Here is a 20,632-nt window from a genome sequence, read left to right on the forward strand (position 1 = left end):
TCAGCCCTGCAGCGGGGCGCGCAGGCCGTTCTGATACCCGGCCAGCGCGATCCGCGCACGCGCGAATTCGGCGATGAGCAGCGCCACTGCCACGGCGGGGCGCTCCAGGGTGCCGGCGCGCGCGTCGTGTTCGATCCGGCGTGCGGCCGCCGACAGGGCGATGGCCCCGACATTGGCGCTGGCCGACTTGAGGCTGTGCGCGATGGCGCGCAGCTGGTCCAGGTCGGCGGCCACCGAGGCGTCCTGCAACTGCTGGATCAGCGCCGGGGTGTCGTCCAGGAACACGCCGATGATGTGCGCGGTCTGCGCGCCGATTACCTCCAGCAATTCATCCAGCACGCTGCTGTCGAGTACCGGCAGCGGCTCGTCGCCGTTGTCGGGGAAGCCCGCCAGCCCCAGCGCGGCCAGGCTGGAGGCGATCTCGGCCGGTTCCGGCTCGCGCAACGCCTGCAGCGGGACGCGCGCCGACGGCGCCTGTCCCTGCCAGCGTTGCAGGCAGGCCTGCAGCGAGGCGCGGTTGACCGGCTTGGACAGGTAGTCGTCCATGCCCGCCTGCAGGCAGCGCTCGCGATCGCCGGCCATGGCGTTGGCGGTCATCGCCACCACCGGCAGGCGTTCGGCGCCGGCCTGGGCCTCCTGCGCGCGCCAGCGCCGCGTGGCCTGGTAGCCATCCAGCACCGGCATCTGGCAATCCATCAAGACCAGGTCGACGGGGTGGCGGTCCAGGTACTGCAGCGCCTGTTCACCGTCATGGGCGGTGACCACGTTGCAGCCGAGGACCTGCAGCAGGCGCTGGGCGACGGCCAGGTTGACGCTGTTGTCTTCCACCAGCAGCACGCGCAACCCCAGGTGCGGCGACGGCGCCGGCCGGGTGGCATCGGCTTCGGCCAGCAGCGGTGCTGGCCGGGCCGTGGCGGTGGCGGGGCGCAGCAGGGCGTGCAGCTCGCCATCGGCCGCGTCGCGTGGCAACTGCAGCGCATCGTCCAGCAGCAGCGCGGCCAGCGGCTCCTTGCCCTGCAGCCACAGCAGCTTGGGCGCGGGGTCGCGGCCATCGCGCAGGACCGCCCGGTGCAGTGCGGTGGCCCCGTGGCGCAGCGCGTCGGTGTCGGCGATCACCCAGGCCAGGACGGGCTCGATGCCGGGCCGCTGCGGCGCGCGCAGGATGTCCAGCGCGGCCGACGCGCTGTCGACCACGTGCAGGCGCACGTCGTGGTGGTCCAGTACGCGCTCCAAGCGCGCGGCCAGCACCGCATCGGTGCTGACCAGCAGGGCGCGGGTGGCGCCGTTGCCGGGCGCGGGCAGGTCGCCGATCACCTTCAGCAGGGGGATCTCGAACCAGAACGTGGCGCCCTGGCCCGGGGTCGAGCTGACGCCGATGCGCCCGTGCATCAGGTCGATGATGCGCTTGCAGATGGCCAGCCCCAGCCCGGTGCCGCCGTAGATGCGGGTGGTGGAGGCGTCGGCCTGGCTGAAGGACTGGAACAGGCGCGATTGCAGGGCCGCGTCGATGCCGATGCCGCTGTCGATCACCTCGAAGCGAAGCTGGTGCTGGGCACTGGTCTCGCCCAGGCGCTGCACGCGCACGCGGATCTGGCCGCGTTCGGTGAACTTGATCGCGTTGACCAGCAGGTTGCCCAGCACCTGGCGCAACCGCACCGGATCGCCGCGCACCGACAGGCGGACCGCCGGGTCCAGTTCCAACGACAGCTTCAGCGCCTTGGGATCGGCGGTGCGCTGCATGAGCTGGACCAGGCCTTCGAGCAGTTCGCGCAGGTTGAAGGTGGTGATCTCCAGGTCCAGGCCCTTGGCCTCCAGACGGGAGTAATCGAGGATGTCATCGACGATGCGCAGCAACTGCTGCGAGCTGACCGTGGCGGTCTGCAGCATCTGCCGCTGGTCGTTGCCGAGCTGGCCGCCGGCGATCAGGTCCAGCATCGGCAGGATGCCGTTGAGCGGGGTGCGGATCTCGTGGCTCATCGTGGCCAGGAACTCGCCCTTGGCCAGTGCCGCGGCCTCGGCGGCCTGTTTGGCCTGCAGCAGTTCCTGCTCGAGCGCGTCCTGCTGCTGCACGGCGTGCTGCAGCTGGTCGCGTTCGCGTGCCAGTGCGTCGCCGCGCCGCTGCAACTGCTGCAGCCGTTGCTGGGTGTCGCGCCAGTGCTGCACGCAGGACAGGCTGGCGATGACCGCCAGCACGGCCGCGCCGGCGGCGATGGCCGGCCATGGCCCACGGCTGCCGAGCGCGGCCATGCTGGCCGCGGTGGCGCCGACGGCAGCGGCCGTGGCCGCCAGCCAGAGTGCGCGGGGAACCCGTCCGTGGGCCGTCATGCTCACAACACCGCGTTGTGGAAGTCGAAGTTCAGTTCACTGCCCGCGGACTGCACCATGTTGCCCTGGATGAAGTCGACGCCGCCCATCCACATGGCCGCGGCGGCCTGCGGATCTTCGATCTGCTGGCCGATGATGAGCAACCCGGCGCGGTGCGCGTGCTCGATCGCCGCGCGCAGTTCGTCGCGGGTGCGCTGGTTTGCATGGCTGCTGGAGAAGCGCGCGGCCATGCGCACATGGCTGAGCGGCAACTGGGTGAGCAGCGCATTGGCTTCGCTGCCGGGCTCGAACTGGCTCAGGCAGAAGCGCACGCCGGCCGCGCTCATGCGCGTGCAGAACTGTTGCAGGGTGACGGTGTGGATCAGTGCGTCGGGCAGGCGCACATCGATCACCAGCGCGCTGCCGGCGATCTGGCGACGGGCCAGTGATTCCAGCAGCCAGTCGGCGAAGGCGTCGCGTGCCAGCGTGCGCAGCGACTGCGACACGAACAGGCTCAGCGGCTGGGTGGCATGGCGGTACAGGTCCAGCAGGCCCAGGGCATGGTCCATCACCTGCTGGTCGAGGTCGGCGATGCGCCCGGCCGCTTCGGCGGCGGGAATCACCTGGCCGGCGGCGAGCACGCTGCCATCGGCCTGGCGCAGCCGCAGCAGCACCTGGTACTGCGCGCTGTCGCCCCCGGCAACGGCGACGATGGGCTGGTAGGCCAGTTCCAGCTGGCCGTCGAGCAGGGCCAGGTGTTCCTGCGCGGCGATGTCTTCGCGGCGCACGTGCGCGGCCACGCCGGCGCTGAGCAGGCGGGCCTGCAGGGTGGTGCGTTCGACCGCTTCCAGTGCCGCGCCGGCATCGCTGAAGCCCAGCGACAGCTGGGCATGGCCGACCACGCCGCGCAGGTGCACCGATTCGTCGTCGCGGATCACGAAGGCGCGCGCGGACAACTGCTCGCGCAGGTTCTGCGCGAGCACGTCCAGGCTCTCTTCGTCGATGCCGCGGGCCAGGACCAGGAAGCTGTTGTCGTTGAGGCGGGCCAGCAGGTGCGGCTGGGCGCTGTCGGCGAGGCGTTGCGCGGCCTGCACCATCAGGCGCTCGAAGGCGGCATAGCCGTAGCGCTCACGCAGGCCCAGGGCGCTGGCCACTTCGATGAAGAACAGCCCGCCCTGGTCGCGATGGGCGAGCGAGGCGGCGAGCTGCTGCATGACATGGTGGCGGGTGGGCAGGCCGGTCTCGGGATTGTTCATCGCCGGGGCACCCTGCGCGCCCGGTTGCGAGGCGGCCTGGGCGCGGGCGCGGCGGATCCGGTTGGAGACCGCGGCGATCAGGTGGCGCGGGCGGATCGGCTTGCTGAGGAAATCGTCGGCACCGCTGTCGAGGACTTCAAACTGGCGTTCCGGGTCCGGGTCGCCGCTGAGGAACACGATCGGCAGCAGCTGCTGGCCGGGCTGCTGGCGGATCAGCGCGGTCAGGCGCATGCCATCCAGGCCGGGCAGGTGCAGGTCCATCAGGATCAGGTCGGGGCGGTTGTCGGCGATCGCCTGCTGCACGCCTTCGGCGTCGCTGTGCACGATCGCTTCCATGCCGGCGCCATGCAGCACGCTCTGCGCGAACAGGGCCTGCGAGCGGTCGTCCTCGACGATCAGCACCCGGTAGGGCGCGTCCAGCGCCAGCGGCGGTGCGGCCTCGTCGTGCTGGCCCGGTTCCAGCGGCGGCGGCACCGGCATCGGCGGCGGGGCCGGTGCGGCGGCCAGGGCAGCAGTCAGCGGCACCACGTTGCTGGGGGCCACGGCAGGCGCGGTCGCGCCGACCCAACGCTGCCAGTGATCGGCCGGCGGCGTTTCAGCGCGGATGACGCGGGTGGATGCAACAACGTTTTCGGTGACGGCCATCAGTACTCCCAGTCTGCGGCGCAATTATGCCGTGCATGTCGCTGCTTACGGTGGCAACACGTCGCGGTTCGACAGCGCGGCGGATCGTTCGGTGGCCTGGCCCAGCAGCCAGCGCATGCCCTTCCACAACGTGCGCCAGACCAGCCACACCACCAGCGCGCCGGCCAGGCTGCAGCCGACCACCACCACCAGCGCCAGCCACGGGTGCGCCAGTGCCAGCGCAAGGCCGCCGACCACCACGGTGTCCTCGGCCGCTGAGGCCATCCAGTTGCTGGCCGGCTCGGGCGAGGTGTTGAGCAGGGCGCGGGTGCCGGACTTCAATCCATGGCTGGCCAGCGCCACGCCGGCGCCGGCGACCAAGGCGGTGCCGCTGAGTTCGCCACTGGGCGACAGCGTGGCGGCGGCCAGGAACGCACCGGCGGGGACCCGCGCCAGGGTCTGCACCAGGTCCCAGGCCGAGTCGACCCCGGGGATCTTGTCGGCAAAGAACTCGGCGATCGCCAGCGCCGCGGAGGTGCCCAGCACCCACCACGACTCGGTGGCCTGCAGCGCCGGCGGCAGGTCGACCCAGCCAAGCAGCCCGGCCAGACCCACGCCGAATACGGTCAGGTACACGCGGATCCCGGCCAGCCAGGCCAGCAGGATGCCGATGACGAACAGATGGGCTTCGGTCATGGGACGGGCTCCGCCTGCAAAGTGTGCACAGGCCCACACTATCGGGGATGACGTCAATGAACGCCACCGCCGGCCACCCTGCCCGGCGCGTGAAATCCCTCCCCCCTGATTTACACTAGCCAGTCGCTCGTTCCGACAGGGGCCGTGCCGGTAGCGCCCTGCGCTGCCGCGGACAACCGCCATGAACCACCCGTCACCCTCACGTATCCAGATCCGCCGCCCCGGCACGCCGCCCGTGCAGGATCGCCGCCGTCTGGCCCTCCTGGCCGGGGCGTGGCTGCTCACGCTCATCGTGGCGGTGCTGGTCGGTCGTTGGACCGCCGGCCCGGGCGGTGACGTGGGCCAGCAGCTGGCGGCCGCCCAGGCCCGCGCCGAGACCCTGAACAAGCAGGTGGTCGAGCTGCAGCAGCGCCAGGCCACGTTGCAGGCCTCCGACCGGATCAGCCGCGCGGCCAACAATGAAGTGCAGACCTCGCTGGGCGAGCGCGACGAGGAAATCGCCGGCCTGCGTGCCGACGTGGCCTTCTACGAGCGGCTGGTCGGGGCGACCAGCCAGCGCAAGGGCCTGAACACCCATTCGGTGGAGTTTTCGCCGGAGACCGGGGGCACCTGGCAGTACGCCGTGGTGCTCACCCAGAACCTCAACCGGGGCGCCATCAGCCAGGGGCAGATGCGTTTCACCGTCGAAGGCGTCAAGGACGGCAAGCTGACCTCGGTCAGCTGGGACGAGCTGCACCAGCGCACCAAGGTGCCGGGCCAGGAGTATTCCTTCCGGTACTTCCAGCAGCTCACCGGCAGCATCATCCTGCCGAAAGACTTCACCCCGCAACGTGTGCGGGTCACGCTGGGATCGGGCGCGGGGGGCGCCACCCAGGTTTTTGATTGGAAGCAGGCCGGCGCACCGGCTGCACCATCGGCAAAAGAAGGGGAGTAAGCCCATGTTTGGCAGCAATAAATCCAACCGCGACGGTCATCTGGTCGTGGACGCGTTGATCGGCGCACAGGTGGTGATCCGGGGTGACGTGGAGTTCAGTGGGGGCCTGTATGTGGAAGGCACCATCCTGGGCAAGGTGATCGCAGCCGAGGGGGCGTCCAACGCCACCCTGACCCTGGCCGAACAGGGCAGCATCGAGGGCGAGATCCGCGCCCAGGTAGTGGTCATCAGTGGCCGCCTCGACGGCGACGTGCATGCCAGCGAAAAGGTCGAACTGACCCCGACTGCCCGGGTCACCGGCAACATCCACTACCAGGTGGTGGAGATGAACGCCGGGGCCCAGCTCACCGGCCGCCTGATTCATGGCGCCGCGCAGATGGCGCTGCCGCCGCCGGCCGACGAGAACGCCGACAAAGGCAAGGACGGCAGCGCCCGCAAGAAGCTCGCCAACGCGATGGCCTGAACGGCCGATCGCTTGAAAGCGTGCTCATGCGCCCCCATGCTGGGGGCATGAGCACGCTTGTTTCCCTGCCCGGCGCCCCCGCGCCCGCGCCGAACTACCAGTCGCTGGACCGTCCCTTGAACTTCACCGAGGCCGCTGCGGCCAAAGTGAAGGAACTGATCCAGGACGAGGCCAGTACCTCGCTCGCCCTGCGCGTGTACATCCAGGGCGGTGGGTGCTCGGGCTTCCAGTACGGTTTCGAGTTCGACGAGAACCGCGCCGAGGACGACCTGGCCGTGGACACCAATGGTGTCACCCTGCTGGTCGATCCGCTGAGCCTGCAGTACCTGATGGGCGCCGAAGTGGACTACACCGAAAGCCTGACCGGCGCGCAGTTCGTGATCCGCAACCCGAACGCCAAGACCACCTGCGGCTGCGGCAGCAGTTTCAGCATGTGATGGCGCGCGCCGGCGACCCGATCAGGTCCGCCGGCGCTTGCCACTGTCGTCGAATATGGGCAGGCTTTGTGCATGTCCAGATTTTCTTCGCCGCTGTCCGGTTTCGCCTTCACCACCGACCCCCTCGAACGTGCCGATACGCTGCGTGATGACGCCGACGCGTTGGCACGCCTGTGGCCGACGGCCCACGTCCTGGTCATGGACCCGGATGGCCGCGCGCTGGCCGGCGACGACGGCCAGCCCCTCGCGCTGCGTGGCGCGCAGCTCGGCGGCGGCCCGGGCACCGCGATCTTCCTCGGCCTGCGGGGTGAGCGCGGCTGGTTCTCGGTGGAATCTGCCGCGGTCGATGTGACCGCACCGCAACGCGTGGACCTGCGCGAGTCGGCCACCACGTGGTCGGCCGCCGACGCCAGCGCGTTCTGCTATGCGCGCGGCATGTCGTACTGGCACTCGCGCACGCGCTTCTGCGGGGTCTGCGGGGGTGGGATCACCTTCTCGCGCGGCGGCTTCGTCGGGCGCTGCGGGCAATGCGGCACCGAGCACTACCCGCGGGTGGACCCGGCGGTGATCGTGGCCGTGGAAAACAACGGGCGATTGTTGTTGGGGCGCCAGGCCAACTGGGCGCCGCGCCGCTATTCGGTACTGGCCGGGTTCGTCGAGCCGGGCGAGTCGCTGGAGCAGACGGTCGCACGCGAGGTCTTCGAGGAAAGCCGGGTGCGGGTACGCGAGTGCCGTTACCTGGGCACCCAGCCGTGGCCGTTCCCGGGCGCGCTGATGCTGGGCTTTGCCGCCACGGCCGAAGACGACGTGCCCACCGTGAACGGTGAGCTGGAAGATGCGCGCTGGTTCACCGTGGACGAGGTGGGTGCGGCGCTGGCGCGGGATGTGGACGATGACGGGCTGGGCATCCGCCTGTCACCGCCGATCTCGATCTCGCGCAGCCTGATCGAGCACTGGTACCGCCAGCAGGTGGGGTGACCGGGAGCGCCGTTGCCGCTGGCTGAACACGCGGCAGCGTAGAGTGGCACTGGCCCGGGGAATTGCCGGGTCGCAGGGCATAGTAGCGGCCAGAAACCGCGCCGGAGGCTTACATGTTCACCACCCTCGTCGCCGTGCTGGTTGCCCTGGCCCTTGGCCACGTCGCCCCTGCCGCGGCGGTGGCGCTGCGCCGGTTCGGGCTGTACCGGCGCTGGTTGCAATGGCTGGATGCGCATGCCGCCGAGGGCGGCTTCTGGCGCTCGCGCCAGGGGTGGGTGCTGGCGCTGCTGCCCTGGCTGCTGGTCCTGCTGCTGTTGCAGTGGGCGCTGCACGGGCGCCTGTTCGGCCTGCCCTCGCTGCTGCTGGGCGTGGCGACGCTGGTGGTCTGCTGGGGCCCGCGTGACCTGGACCGCGATGTCGAGGCGGTGATCGATGCCGACGACGCGCCGACCCGGCACCTGGCAATCACCCAGTTGCAGGCCGCCGGCGGCAGCCTGCACGAAGACGTGTCCTCGCTGGTCGAAGCGACCGTGCTGAACGCGCTGCGGCGCTGGTTCGCGGTGTTGTTCTGGTTCCTGCTGCTGGGCCCGGTCGGTGCGCTGGCGTATCGCCTGCTGGCGTTGCTGGCGGTCGGGCCGATGCGTGCGCTGGCCCCGGTGGACTGCGCGATCGGGGCGCGGCGGGTGTTGAGCTGGCTGGAGTGGCCGGTGGCGCAGCTGATGTCGCTGTCGATGGCGCTGGTGGGCAATTTCGATACCGCGTACAAGGCCTGGCGGCAGGCCCACGGCAACCAGTGGGCGGCCTCGGCGGTGTTCCTGGGCGCGGTGGCGCGCGCCAGCGTCAGCGCGGAGCTGCGCGAGGACGCGCACGATTACAGCGATGCGGGCATGGTGCCGGTGTGGCGACGCCTGCCGGAACTGCGCGATGCGATGAGCCTGGTATGGCGGATGCTGCTGCTGTGGATGGCAGCGCTGGCGCTGCTGGTGATCGCCGGCTGGGTGACCTGAGCGGGGCGATCAGCCCGGCGCGAGCCAGGTGAACGGTACCCACGGCAGGTTGCGCGCGATCCAGTACACCGGCAGCAGGGTCAGCCAGAACGCCGGGGTGGTCAGCAGGGTGATCAACGGTTGCATCCAGCGCGGGCGCCAGCCCAGCGTCCAGCCCAGCACGAGCGGGGCAATGGCCAGCATCAACATGGCCAGCGGGTTCATCGAAATGGCGGTCAGCACATCGCCATGGGCCAACGCGTGCAGCGCACGGGTCAGCCCACAGCCGATGCAGTAGAAACCGGTGACGGCGTGGAAGCTGCACGGCGGGAACGGGCTGTTGGCGCTGTTGGGGTCGAAATGACGCAACGCCCAGAACCCCGCGCCGACGACCAGCGCCGTCGGCGGAAGGGCCGCCATCAACAACCAGCGCTTGCCGTGCAGTGCCTGCATCAGTTGCTGCTTTCGATCTGCTGCTGGAGCTGCTGGATCTGTTCCATGTAGCCCTCGGTGCCGACAGTGGCCAGCCAGATCAGCGAGAACAGGGTGGCGGCGATCAGGATGCCGGAGGTGACCCAGGCCCAGATCTTGGCGTTCTTGGAGGCATTGCGCGCGGCGACCAGGTCGCCCTGGTTGAGCAGCGTATTGACCTTGGTACCAAACACGATGGCGACGATACCGGTGGCGATCGCCGGGAAGCTCAGGCACGACACGCAGCACATGAAGAATGCCAGGACGGTAACGATGATCGACCAGATCAGGTAGTTCGGGACGGTACCGGAGGCGGGCGGCAGCGGGGCGGTGGCATTCATTGGCGAAGCTCCATTTTCTGGGGTGGGTGGTGTCGAACAGCGCGTTCGACCGTGCTGGGCGGTAATCTAACCGATGTGAATGCCGGTATGTATACGGTTACATGGGCGCCGACGGCCTCAGCCGTTGGTGCCACGGAGGTCGCGGACCCGTTGTTCGAGTGCGTCGGCGGTGGCCGTTGCCCCCGGCACTGCCGGGCCCGCAGCCACCTCCACGTGCGCGCGGAAGCGGCGCGGGACGCGCATCCGGCCCATCCGGGTATCGCGCCGGCTCCACATGCTGGCCCACATCCCGCGCAATGCCATCGGCACCACCGGCACCGGGCGGCGCTCCAGGATCTTTTCCACGCCGGACTTGAACGCGGCCATCTCGCCATCGCGGGTGAGCGCGCCTTCCGGGAAGATGCAGACCAGCTCGCCCTCGGCCAACGCCGCGTCGACCTCGTCGAAGGCGGCCTGCATCAGCGCGGGGTCCTCGCGCGCGCCGGCGATCGGGATCGCCTTGGCGGTGCGGAAGATCCAGCGCATCACCGGGATGTTGAAGATCTTGTAGTACATGACGAAGCGGACCGGGCGCGGGATGGTGGCCGACAGGATCAGCGCATCCATGTAGCTGACGTGGTTGCACACGATCAGCGCGGCGCCTTCGTCGGGCACGTTGGCCTCGATGCCGTGCAGGCGCAGCCGGTACAGGCCGCGCACCATCACCCAGCTGAGGAAGCGCATCAGGAATTCGGGGACGATGGTGAAGATGTAGATCGCCACCACGGCATTGGCGATGGCCAGTGCCAGGAACAGCTGCGGGATGGTCCAGTGCAGGAATTTCTGCGTGACCAGCGCGATCAACGCGGCGCCCACGATGAAGCCGGAGTTCTGGATGTTGAGCGCGGCGAACACGCGCGACATCTCCGATTTCGGGGTGCGGCTCTGGATCAGCGCGAACAGCGGCACCACGAAGAAGCCGGTGAACAGGCCGATGCCGACCAGGTCGACGATGATGCGCACGCTGCCCGGTTGCGCGACGAATGCGGCGACCCCGAGCCCGGCGGCGGTGGCAGTGCCGGCCCGGGCGAAGTACAGGTCCAGCATGAAGGCGGTCATGCCGAATGCGCCCAGTGGCACCAGGCCGATTTCAACGGTGCGCCCGGACAGCTTCTCGCACAGCAGCGAGCCGACCCCGGTGCCGACCGAGAACAGCGCCAGCGCGAAGATGTACAGCGTGGGCTCGCCGCCGAGGTTGACCACCGCGTAGGTGGGCAGCTGCGAGGTCAGCATCGTGCCGACGAACCAGAACCAGGACACGCCCAGGATGGCGTTGCGCACCGCCTTCTGCTTCTTGGCCAGGCGCAGCACGGCCAACGACTCGGGGATGGGGTTCCAGTTGATCTTCAGGTCCGGCGCGCCGGCATCGACCTTGGGGATCATCCGCGCGGTGATGTTGCCGACGATCGCCAGCGCGATCACCGCCGTGGCCGCCACCACCGGGCCGAAGCTGCCGGCCAGGGTGAAGATGATGCCGCCGCTGATCATGCCGGTCAGGATCGACATCGAGGTGCCCATCTCGACCAGGCCATTGCCGCCGGTGAGCTCTTCCGGGCGCAGCACCGAGGGCAGCACCGAGTACTTGACCGGGCCGAACAGGGTGGACTGCAGGCCGGTGCAGAACAACGCCACCAGCAGCACCGGCATGCTCTGGGTGAGGAAGCCGACCGCGGCCAGCGACATGATCGCGATCTCCATAGTGGTGGTGATCACGATCAGCCGCGATTTCTCCAGTTTTTCGGCGATCTGCCCGGCCAGGGCGGAGAACAGGAAGTACGGCAGGATGAAGATGGCCGGCGCCAGCGTGGTGTACAGCGATTGTTCTTCCTGGCTCACGCCGAGGTAGAACAGCAGGCCGATGATGGCCTGGCGGTACACGTTGTCGTTGAACGCGCCCAGCGACTGGACGATGAAGAACGGCAGGAAGCGACGCTGCTTGAGCAGGGCGAACTGGCTGTGGCCGGACATGGAATCTCCTTGCGAACCGGCGCAGCCTAGCACTGTCGTCGTTCGCGCAGGATGGCAGCGCCGCGGCCCCCGGCGCTGCCGGGCGGGGTCAGACGATGTCGTCGACCACGCCGCCGTCCACCCGCAGCGCCGCGCCGGAGGTGGCCGAGGCCTGTGGCGAGGCCAGGTAGACCACCATGTTGGCCACTTCCTCCACCGTGGCCGCGCGCTGGATCACGGAGGTGGGCCGGTTGGCCATCACGAACTCGCGGCCGAGCACCTCCAGCGACTTGCCGGTGCGTGCGCGCTCGTCCTCCATCATCGCCGCGAAGCCATCGGACAGGGTCGGGCCGGGCAGCACCGCATTGACGGTGACGCCGCTGCCGGCCACGCGCTTGGCCAGCCCGCGCGACAGCCCGAGCAGGGCGGTCTTGGTGACCCCGTAATGGATCATGTCGGCGGGGATGTTGCGGGCCGACTCGGACGACAGGAACAGCACCCGGCCCCAGCCGCGCTCGACCATGCCCGGCAACAGGGCGCGCGACAGGCGCACGCCGGACATCACGTTGGTCTGCCAGTAGTGGTCCCAGGTGCCGTCATCGGTCTCGAAGAAGTCCTGCGGGCCGAAGATGCCGGCGTTGTTGACCAGGATGTCGATGGCCGGCAGCGCGGCCAGCAGGGTGTCCACGCCGGCGGCGTCGGAGAGGTCGGCGGCGGCGCCGAGCAGGGTCGCGTTGGGCAGGGCCTGGCGCAGCGTGGCCAGCGCAGCGTCCACCGAGGCCTGGCTGCGGCCATTGACGACGACCCGGGCACCCGCGGCGGCCAGCCCATGGGCGATGCCGTGGCCGATGCCGGCGGTGGAGGCGGTGACCAGGGCGGTCTTGCCGGTGAGATCCAGTTGCATGGGCGGTTCCTTGAGCAGGGGGAGAACGCGGTCAGTGTGCGCGGCCGCCGGTAAGGGCGTCGTGCATCCCGCGTTCCCTTCATGGTGGGGCGCGTCTCTGCGGCACCCGTGCACGCGCCGCAACGCTGCGTTGTACCGCCTCAGCGCAGGGTGCGTGCCGCTTCGTTGGCGGCGCCGCGCAGCTTGGGCAGCAGGCGCAGCATGAGTCCCATCTGGGTGCGGATGAGCTGCAGCTTGGGCGGCATGTCGTCGGTGATCTGTTCCAGCTGCTCGGCCAGTGCGCGGTCGCCGTCGTTGTCGGTGTCGTCCACCGGTTCACGCTGCTCCAGTGCCGCGGCGATGCGCTGCATGGCCTGCTCGACGCGCTCGCGCCCCGCCTGGGCCTGCGGGTCCTGGACGTAGCTGTCCAGCTGCGCGCGGTGTGCGCCGAGCGCGGAGAGGTGGCCAAGCAGGGTGTTGGACAGGGCCAGGAAGCGGAAGCCGGCATCCAGGTTGCGTCGCACGTGGCCCGGTTCGCGCAGCATGTTCGACAGCGCGGTGGACAGCGCCGCATCGGCGTTGTGCATGTCGCGCCGGGCGATGCGGTAGGCCAGGTCGTCCTGCATGCCGCTGCCGTACTGGCCGAGCACCGCGTCAAGGTAACGCGCGCAGTTGGCCAGCACCCGCGCCATCACCAGGTTGAGCCGCCGGCCCTGCCAGTCGGGCAGGATCAGGAACGCGGCCGCGGCGGCGATCGCGCAGCCGAGCAGGGTGTCGACCAGGCGCGGCCAGATCAGCAGGAACCCATCGCCGATGAGGTTGAAGCAGGTCAGGGCCATCACCGTGATCGCAGCCGAGGCGACCAGGTAGCGGTCGCTGCGGGTGAAGAAGAACAGTAGCGCGGACAGCAGCGCGATCAGCAGTTCGATGCGCAGGTCCTGGAACAGCTGCATCAAGGCCCAGGTGAGCACCAGGCCGATCAGCGTGCCGGCGATGCGCTGGGCCAGCCGCTGCCGGGTGGCGCCGAAGTGCGGGCGGCACACGAACACGATGGTGAGCAGTACCCAGGAGCCGTTCTGTGCGTTGAACAGGCGGATGGCGGCGAAGCCGACGATCAGCGCCAGCGCCATGCGCAGACCATGGCGGAACAGCACCGAGCCCGGGGTGAGCTGCTGGCGGATGCGCACGAACATTTCGCGCAGGGTGTGCGGGTTGGTGTCGCGCAGGCGGGTGTCGACGTTGTCCAGGGTGGAGTCCGACTTCTCCGCCTCGGACAGGCGCCGCTCGATGCTCTGCAGGTTGTGGCCGAGCAGTTCCAGCGAGGACAGCAAGCGCTGCCACTGCGGGTTGTGCTGGGCGCGCAGCCAGGTGAGCGAATCGGTGAGGTCGGCGGTGGCCTGCTTGGTGCGTTCCCCGTACTGGAAGGGGCGGCGCAGGCGGATGGCCAGGCCGAGGTTGGCGCAGGCCTCGCCCTGCAGCGCGAGCAGGCGCTGGCAGCGGTACAGCACGTCGCTGTGGAAGAACGCCTCGGTGAGCGCACCGTAGGGATAGTGCGAGGAGCTGGCGCGTTCGTGGAAGTCCTGGGCCATGTAGTACAGGCGCAGGTACAGGCCGGATTGCACGCCGGGGCGGCCGGAGCGGCCGAAGCGGGCGAGGATGGCGACCTTGGCGATGTTGAGCGCGTCGACCACGCGGCGGTTCTGTTCGGCCAGGGCGAGCTGGCGCTTCTGCACGTCGGCATCGCGGACCGGTTCGAACAGGTCGGCCTTGAGCTGCAGGTAGCGCCCCAGTTCCAGGTAGAGGCGGGCGACGCGTTCGCGCACCGGGCGGTTGGCGAACAGGGCGGTCCAGAGGATGGAGAGCAGGCCGTACCAGAGCGCGCCGGCGAGCAGGTGGCTGACCGCGTTGATGGCCTGGGCGCGGTCGCTGGCGCCGTGTTGTTCCAGGCCGATCATGGTGTAGATGGCCAGGGTGACGGTGGCCTGGGCAATGGAGGCGTAGCGTTCGCCGAGAGCGCCGAGCAGGGTGAGGCCGAAGGTGGACAGGGCCAGGGCGGCGATGAACACCCACGGCCAGGCGAACAACTCGACCACGGCGGTGGCGGCGATGATGAAGCACACCAGGGAGAGCGCGACCGATTTGGTGCGGCCCCACGCGTTGTCGTCGGTTTCGGCGATGGCGCTGGCGATGATGCCGAGGAACACGCCAGGCAGGGCCGGCAGCTGGTCCAGGTGCCAGCACACGCCCATCGCCACCGACAGCGCAATGAACACCCGCAGGCCATAGCTGGCCTTTTCGTGCGCCCACAGGCGGCTCAGGCGGGATTCTCGGGCGGACATGCGGGCTCGGGGTGCGGGGCAGCCCATTATTGCCGGTGTAGGGTGAAGGGGACAGCGCGGGTGTCCCCACCTCAACAGCGTCGCGATTGGGCCCCACCGGTGTGGGGCGGTGCCCAACGGAGAAGCCGGCAGTGCCGAGCCATGCCCGGCACCGCACGAAGCGCGCCGTCCGATCCAGCACAGCGGGTCGGTGCCCAACGGCGAAGCCGGTAGTGCCGAGCCATGCCCGGCACCGCGCGAAGCGCGCTGCCCGATCCGGTACAGCGGGTCGGTGCCCAAGGGCGAAGCCGGTAGTGCCGAGCCATGCTCGGCACCGCGCGAAGCGCGCCGTCCGATCCAGCACAGCGGGTCGGTGCCCAACGGCGAAGCCGGTAGTGCCGAGCCATGCTCGGCACCGCGCGAAGCGCGGCCGCCAGGTGCCAACGCCATCGCCCTGAACGTCGCCGAGCGTGGCTCGGGATGACCGGAACGGTTACAGGTCGAAACGCACGCTCACCGCGAAGGTGCGCGGCAGGCCGACGCCGGCATTGGACCAGTATTTTCTGTTGGCCAGGTTCTCCACGCCGGCGCGCCAGGTGACCGGGTGGCCGTCCAGCTGCATGCGGTAGCCCAGGCCGGCGTTGACCAGGGTGTAGTCGGGAAGGTTGAGGGTGTTGTCGGCGTCGTAATAGACATCGCCGTAGTAGCGGGCCAGCGCGTAGACGCTCAGGCCCTCCACCTGCGGGATGCTGTAGTCGGCGTGCAGCACCCCCTGCCAGCGCGCGGCGCCGGCGGTGCGGTTGCCCTGCTGGGCGACGCTGTCGGGGGACAGCTTGTCGTAGGTCGGGTCGAGCCAGGTGACACCGCCGCCGACGGTGAGCGCGTCGGTCAGGCGGACGTCGCCGCTGACTTCGACGCCCTCGTACAGGGTGATGCCGTCCTGCACCAGTACCTTGCCGGCGGGGGTGAGCAGGTCGATGTTGGCGCCGCGCTCCAGGCGGAAGGCGGCGGCATTGGCATTCCAGCGCGGGGTTTCGATCTTGGCACCGATCTCGTACTGCTTGCTGAGGGTCGGGTCGAGCACGGTGCCCGCGTTGATGTAGTCGCTGCCGACGCGGCTGCCGGCCTCCAGCGATTCGACGTAGCTGGCGTACACGGTGACGGCGTCGGCCGGCTTGTACATCACGGCGTAGGTCGGGGTGACCGGGTAGGTGTGGTAGGCGCCCTTGTTTTCGAAGTCGTTGTAGCGCGCACCGGCCAGCACCGACCAGCCGTCGGCGATGCTGACCGTGTCGCTGACGAAGACCGCCTGCTGCACCGTTTCGCTGCCGCGGCTGAGCACGCGCGAGCCCACCGCATCGTGGCGCAGCACCGGGCGTTGGTAGATGTTGCCGCGGCCGATGGTGTTCCATTCGTACGGGCGGTCCCAGCCCAGCCCGGTCTGGTGGGAGACCCCGGCCACGACCTGGTGCGACAGCGGGCCGGTGTCGAAACGGCCCTGGAGGATGGCCTGGGCCAGCGTCCACTCGCTCTTGCCGCCGAGTTCGTAGGTGTTGACGTTGTAGTCGCCGTTGACGTCGTCGATGTAGGCAAAGATCTTGTTGACGTCGTTCCAGGAGGTGGTCACGCCATAGCTCAGGCTGGCCTTCCAGTCGCTGTTGATCTGCCAGTTCAACGCGGTGGAGAGCAGGCTGGAGCGGGTATCGTAGTAGCTGCCGTCGATGCTGTTGTCGACGTCGCCGGCCAGCGCGCGCGGCAGCTCGGTGAGGCCGATGAAGTAGTACTGCGGGGATTCGTTGGCCAGGTCGCGCGACTGGAACACGCCATCGAAGGTCCAGGTGAGGCGGTCGCTCAGACGCGCGTCCAGCGACAGCGCGCCGACCTTGCGGTTCACGTCGCCGCCGTTGAAGGTCTCGCCCTTCTCCTGGTACGCGTTGAAGCGGTAGCCGAACATGTCTTCGTTGCCGAAGCGCCCGCCCACATCGACCTGGCCGCTGACAATGCCCGCCTCGCGCCAGCCGAGCTGCGCCGACAGCATGGTGACCTCGGTCGGCTTCTTGGTCACGTAGTTGACGATGCCGCCGGGTTGGCCGAAACCGTACATGAACCCACCGGGACCCTTCAGCAGTTCCACCTGCTCCATCACTTCCAGCGGCCACTCGGTGCCCCACGAAGAGACCTGCAGGCCGTTGACGCGGTAGCTGTCGTAGCTGAGGTCGATGCCGCGGTTGCGGATCGGCGAGCTCCAGCCGCTGGCATACGCGCTGACCTGGGTAACCACCGACGGGTCGGTCAGGAAGGCCTCGCCCAGCGAGACGACCTGGCGCTTCTCGATCTCTTCGCGACCGACCACGGCGATCGCGAACGGGGTATCGCGCACCGCGCGGTCACCCAGCGCGCCGGTGTCGGTGTGGGTGCGCTCGGCGATGACCTTGATGGCATCCAGGTCGGTGGCCGAGCGTGCGCGCGGCGCGCCATCCGGGGCGGTTTGCGCCTGCGCGGCACAGGCCAGGGACAGGGCCACGGCGAGCGTGGCCAGGCGGGGCAGGGAAGACGACAGCATCGATGGGTTCCTTGGCGGACAGCGCAACGCCGTCCGCGATCTGCAGAAGGCGGGGGAGAGGTCGATGGCTGGATCGCGCAGGCTGGCCGGGAACCGGCAGCGGGTGCATCGCAGAGGGCGGTGCAGGACCGTGGCTGGATGCGAATTGTTGTCGTTTTGCTACGCGGCGTCAAACCCGCCCCGGGGGTGACGACCGCTGGTCGTCATCTCGCCGCGCCGTGGCGCGGCCGGGCCTCTGCGCAGGTACCGGGCCACGCCCGGTACCTACCGGGCGACCGCGCTCCGCTTCAATGCCCGACGCTCGCGGCGGCGCGCGCGGCGGTTGACCCAGCGCTCGCGCAGGCAGGAGAAGATCACGTACAGCGCCGGGGTGCTGAGCAGGGTCAGGCTCTGCGAGAACAGCAGCCCGCCGATCATCGCGATGCCCAGCGGGCGACGCAGCTCGGAGCCCTCGCCCAGGCCGATCGCCAGCGGCACCGCCGCCAGGATCGCCACCATGGTGGTCATCATGATCGGGCGGAAGCGCACGATGCTGGCCTCGCGCACCGCATCGCGCGGGCTCTTGCCGTGCTCGCGCTGGGCCACCACGGCGAAGTCGATCATCATGATCGCGTTCTTCTTGACGATACCGATGAGCAGTACCAGCGCGATCATCGAAATCACCGACAGCTCGGTATTGGTCACGAACAGCGCCAGCAACGCGCCCACGCCCGCCGCCGGCAGCGTGGACAGGATGGTGACCGGGTGCACCAGGCTTTCGTACAACATGCCCAGTACCAGGTACACGGTGATGATCGCGGCCAGCACCAGGATCAGCATCGAGTTCGGGTTGAGCTGCACGTTGAAGCCGCCGCCATCGCTGATGCGGATGTCGCCGGGCAGGCGCAGCCCGTCCACGGTGGCCTTAATGATCGCCTCACCCTCGCCGGTGCTCACGCCCGGGGCCAGGTTGTAGCTGAGGTCCATCGTGGTGTACTGGTTCTCATGGGTGATCTGCGGCGGCGCCAATCCCGGCACCTGGTGGGCCACGGCCGTGAGCGGGATCATGTCCCCATTGCCGGCGCGCACGTGGATCTCATCCAGCGCGCGCGGGGTGGCGGTCTGTTCGGGCAGCGCGTTGACCACCACGCTGTACTGGTTGATGTCCGAGTAGATGGTGGAGATCTGGCGCTGGCCGAACGCGCCGTACAGCGCGCCGTCGATGGCACCCACCGACACACCCAGGCGCGCGGCCTGGGCCCGGTCGATCACCACGTTCTGGCGCAGGCCGGCGGTGTCCACGTCGGTGCCGACATCGCGCAGCATCGGGTTCTTCTTCAACGCGGCCTGCACCTTGGGCAGCCATTCCTGCAGCTGGGCCAGGTCGTTGCCCTGCAGCGACACGCGGTACTGCGCGCCCTGGCTGTTACCGCCGCCACCGTCGCTGGGCAGGTCCTGGATCGCGCGCAGGCGCAGTTGCAGGTCGGGGTAACGGTCGGCCTTGGCGCTGAGCCGCGCCAGCGCCAGTGCGGTGGTTTCCTTGCGGCCTTCCTTGCGCGTCTTCAGCTGGATGTTGAACTGCGCGCTGGAGCCCTGGCGGCCGCTGCCCAGGCGCACGCCGACGGTCTTCACCGCCGGATCGGCCATCAGCATGTCGGTGATGCGGCGCTGGCGGTTGACCATGTCCTCGAAGGACACGGTGGCGCTGGAGTTGGCGCGGCCCCAGATCAGGCCGGTGTCCTGGGCCGGGAAGGAGCCCTTCTTGACCGCACCGCCGAGCATGACCGTGGCTACGATCAGCAGGATCGGGGTGAGCGAGAGCAGCAGCGCGTGGCGCAGCGAGAAGTCCAGGCACACGGTGTACATGCGCAGCATGCGGTCATGCATGCCATCCAGGAAGCGACCGATCCGCGACGGCTTGTCCGGTTCGGTATGTGCGCTCAGGAAGCGGCTGCACAGCGCCGGGGTAAGGGTGAGCGAGACGATCATCGAGACCACGATCGCCGCCACCAGGGTGATGGTGAACTCGCGGAAGAACGCCCCGACCATGCCGCTGGCGAACAGCAGCGGAATGAACACCGCCACCAGCGAGGCGGTGATCGAGACGATGGTGAAGCCGATCTCGCGCGCGCCGGTCAGCGCGGCCTGCATGCGTGGCATGCCCTCGTCGAGGTGGCGCATGACGTTCTCGATCACCACGATCGCATCGTCGACCACGAAGCCGATCGCGATCACCAGCGCCAGCAGGCTGAGGTTGTTCAAGGTGAAGCCGAACACGTACATCACCAGCGCCGCGCCGGCCAGCGACAGCGGCACGGTGACCGCGGCGATCAGGGTCGGGGCCAGCCGGCGCAGGAACAGCGCCATGGTCAGGATCACCATCGCCAGGCTGATCAGCAGGGTGATCTGTACTTCGTGCAGCGACGAGCGGATGGTCGGGGTGCGGTCGAAGTACGGGGTCATCACCGTGCCCGGCTGCAGGTAGTCGCGCAGCATCGGGATCTGCGCCTTGACCCGGTCCACGGTCTCCACGATGTTGGCGCCGGCGCGGGTGAACACGTACATCACCACCGCCGGCTTGTGGTCGAACCACGCGGCCTGGTAGGCATCCTGCTGGCCGTCGTAGACGTTGGCCACGTCCTTGAGCCGGATCACCCGGCCATCGGCCTGGGTCTTGATGACCAGGTTGGCGAAGTCGGCCGCGCGCGCCACCGAATCGTTGGCGATGATCGCGGTCGTGGTATTGCCGTCGGTGAGGAAGCCGGTGGGCGAGGTCACGTTGGCCGCGCGCACCGCGTTGCGCAGGTCATCCGGGGTGAGGTTGAGCGCGTTGAGCAGGCGCAGGTTCACGTCCACGCGCACCGCCGGGGTGGACGCACCGGCGATGTCGACCGAGGACACCCCGCTGATCTGGCGGATGCGCTGGGCCAGCAGCGAGTCGGCGACGTTGTAGAGCTCGTCGGCCGACTGGGTCTGCGAGGTGAGCGCGATGGCGATCACCGGGTCGTCGTTCGGGTTGGCCTTCTGGAACATCGGCGAGCCGAGCCCGGAGGGCAGGTCGGCCTGCGAGGAATTGATCGCGGTCTGCACGTCGAGCGCGGCCGAATCGATGTCCACTCCGCTCTGGAAGATCATGAAGACCAGCGAGCTGCCTTCCGAGCTGGACGAGCGCATCTGGTCCACGCCGGGCAACTGGCCGAGGTGGCGTTCCAGCGGCGCGGTGACCGTGGACGCCATCGTGGTGGCGTCCGCGCCGGACTGGCTGGCGTGCACGAAGATCACCGGGATCTGGATGTTCGGCAATGCCGATACGCCCAGTTTCAGGTAGCAGAACAGGCCGACCACGAACAGGCCGATGGCCAGCAGCGCGGTGCCGATCGGGCGGCGGATGAAGGGGCCGGAGATGTTCATGC

General features: G+C 69.1%; 15 protein-coding genes. 5 read left to right on the forward strand and 10 right to left on the reverse strand.

Features of this window, described 5'->3' with window-relative positions; genetic code table 11:
* From AC1DGC_RS16745 to AC1DGC_RS16755, 3 genes are read right to left on the reverse strand one after another with little or no spacing between them, the layout of a single operon-like run.
* Nucleotides 1–2,289 (reverse strand): ATP-binding protein, encoded by a 2,289-nt coding sequence (locus AC1DGC_RS16745; RefSeq protein WP_394164073.1) that lies wholly within the window; start codon nucleotides 2,287–2,289, stop codon nucleotides 1–3.
* 38 nt (nucleotides 2,290–2,327) lie between these two features.
* The gene (locus tag AC1DGC_RS16750) at nucleotides 2,328–4,205 is read right to left on the reverse strand and encodes an EAL domain-containing protein (protein WP_259208956.1); all 1,878 of its coding nucleotides are present in this window, start codon (nucleotides 4,203–4,205) and stop codon (nucleotides 2,328–2,330) included.
* A gap of 45 nt (nucleotides 4,206–4,250) precedes the next feature.
* A complete protein-coding gene (locus tag AC1DGC_RS16755) occupies nucleotides 4,251–4,880 on the reverse strand; it encodes a DUF4126 domain-containing protein (protein ID WP_259208957.1) in 630 nt (209 codons plus the stop codon).
* 181 nt (nucleotides 4,881–5,061) lie between these two features.
* On the opposite strand from AC1DGC_RS16755, the gene AC1DGC_RS16760 reads away from it, so the two are divergent.
* The 5 genes from AC1DGC_RS16760 (at nucleotide 5,062) to ampE (ending at nucleotide 8,699) form a co-directional block, all read left to right on the forward strand.
* A complete protein-coding gene (locus tag AC1DGC_RS16760) occupies nucleotides 5,062–5,814 on the forward strand; it encodes a DUF6776 family protein (protein WP_259208959.1) in 753 nt (250 codons plus the stop codon).
* Between the two features lie 4 nt (nucleotides 5,815–5,818).
* On the forward strand, nucleotides 5,819–6,277 hold the full coding sequence (locus AC1DGC_RS16765; RefSeq protein WP_394164005.1) for a bactofilin family protein: 459 nt from the start codon (nucleotides 5,819–5,821) through the stop codon (nucleotides 6,275–6,277).
* Between the two features lie 47 nt (nucleotides 6,278–6,324).
* Complete coding sequence (erpA, locus tag AC1DGC_RS16770) at nucleotides 6,325–6,714, forward strand: iron-sulfur cluster insertion protein ErpA (RefSeq protein ID WP_256776573.1); 390 nt, start codon at nucleotides 6,325–6,327, stop codon at nucleotides 6,712–6,714.
* A gap of 66 nt (nucleotides 6,715–6,780) precedes the next feature.
* Nucleotides 6,781–7,692 carry an NAD(+) diphosphatase gene (nudC, locus tag AC1DGC_RS16775; RefSeq protein ID WP_259208961.1) on the forward strand — a complete coding sequence of 304 codons (912 nt, stop codon included), beginning with the start codon at nucleotides 6,781–6,783 and terminating at the stop codon, nucleotides 7,690–7,692.
* Between the two features lie 113 nt (nucleotides 7,693–7,805).
* On the forward strand, nucleotides 7,806–8,699 hold the full coding sequence (ampE, locus tag AC1DGC_RS16780) for a regulatory signaling modulator protein AmpE (protein ID WP_449336193.1): 894 nt from the start codon (nucleotides 7,806–7,808) through the stop codon (nucleotides 8,697–8,699).
* Between the two features lie 9 nt (nucleotides 8,700–8,708).
* On the opposite strand, the gene AC1DGC_RS16785 is transcribed toward ampE, so the two are convergent.
* The 7 genes from AC1DGC_RS16785 to AC1DGC_RS16815 all read right to left on the reverse strand — a co-directional run bounded on the left by AC1DGC_RS16785 (nucleotide 8,709) and on the right by AC1DGC_RS16815 (nucleotide 20,630).
* On the reverse strand, nucleotides 8,709–9,131 hold the full coding sequence (locus tag AC1DGC_RS16785) for a DUF2752 domain-containing protein (protein WP_394164007.1): 423 nt from the start codon (nucleotides 9,129–9,131) through the stop codon (nucleotides 8,709–8,711).
* Nucleotides 9,131–9,490: a CD225/dispanin family protein gene (locus AC1DGC_RS16790; protein ID WP_394164008.1), complete on the reverse strand. Its 360-nt coding sequence runs from the start codon at nucleotides 9,488–9,490 to the stop codon at nucleotides 9,131–9,133. Before AC1DGC_RS16790 ends, AC1DGC_RS16785 begins: the two co-directional genes overlap by 1 nt.
* Before the next feature lie 117 nt (nucleotides 9,491–9,607).
* Nucleotides 9,608–11,497: an MFS transporter gene (locus tag AC1DGC_RS16795; RefSeq protein WP_394164009.1), complete on the reverse strand. Its 1,890-nt coding sequence runs from the start codon at nucleotides 11,495–11,497 to the stop codon at nucleotides 9,608–9,610.
* Between the two features lie 88 nt (nucleotides 11,498–11,585).
* The gene (locus AC1DGC_RS16800; RefSeq protein WP_259208965.1) at nucleotides 11,586–12,380 is read right to left on the reverse strand and encodes an SDR family NAD(P)-dependent oxidoreductase; all 795 of its coding nucleotides are present in this window, start codon (nucleotides 12,378–12,380) and stop codon (nucleotides 11,586–11,588) included.
* A 140-nt stretch (nucleotides 12,381–12,520) separates the two neighbouring features.
* Nucleotides 12,521–14,698, reverse strand: coding sequence for a YccS family putative transporter (gene yccS / locus AC1DGC_RS16805; RefSeq protein WP_259208966.1), 2,178 nt, complete (start codon nucleotides 14,696–14,698; stop codon nucleotides 12,521–12,523).
* Between the two features lie 472 nt (nucleotides 14,699–15,170).
* The gene (locus AC1DGC_RS16810) at nucleotides 15,171–17,240 is read right to left on the reverse strand and encodes a TonB-dependent siderophore receptor (protein ID WP_478048386.1); all 2,070 of its coding nucleotides are present in this window, start codon (nucleotides 17,238–17,240) and stop codon (nucleotides 15,171–15,173) included.
* Nucleotides 17,241–17,504: 264 nt separating this feature from the next.
* The gene (locus AC1DGC_RS16815) at nucleotides 17,505–20,630 is read right to left on the reverse strand and encodes an efflux RND transporter permease subunit (protein WP_394164012.1); all 3,126 of its coding nucleotides are present in this window, start codon (nucleotides 20,628–20,630) and stop codon (nucleotides 17,505–17,507) included.
* Nucleotides 20,631–20,632: the final 2 nt, after the last annotated feature.

This window comes from Stenotrophomonas sp. 05N37 (assembly GCF_056397365.1).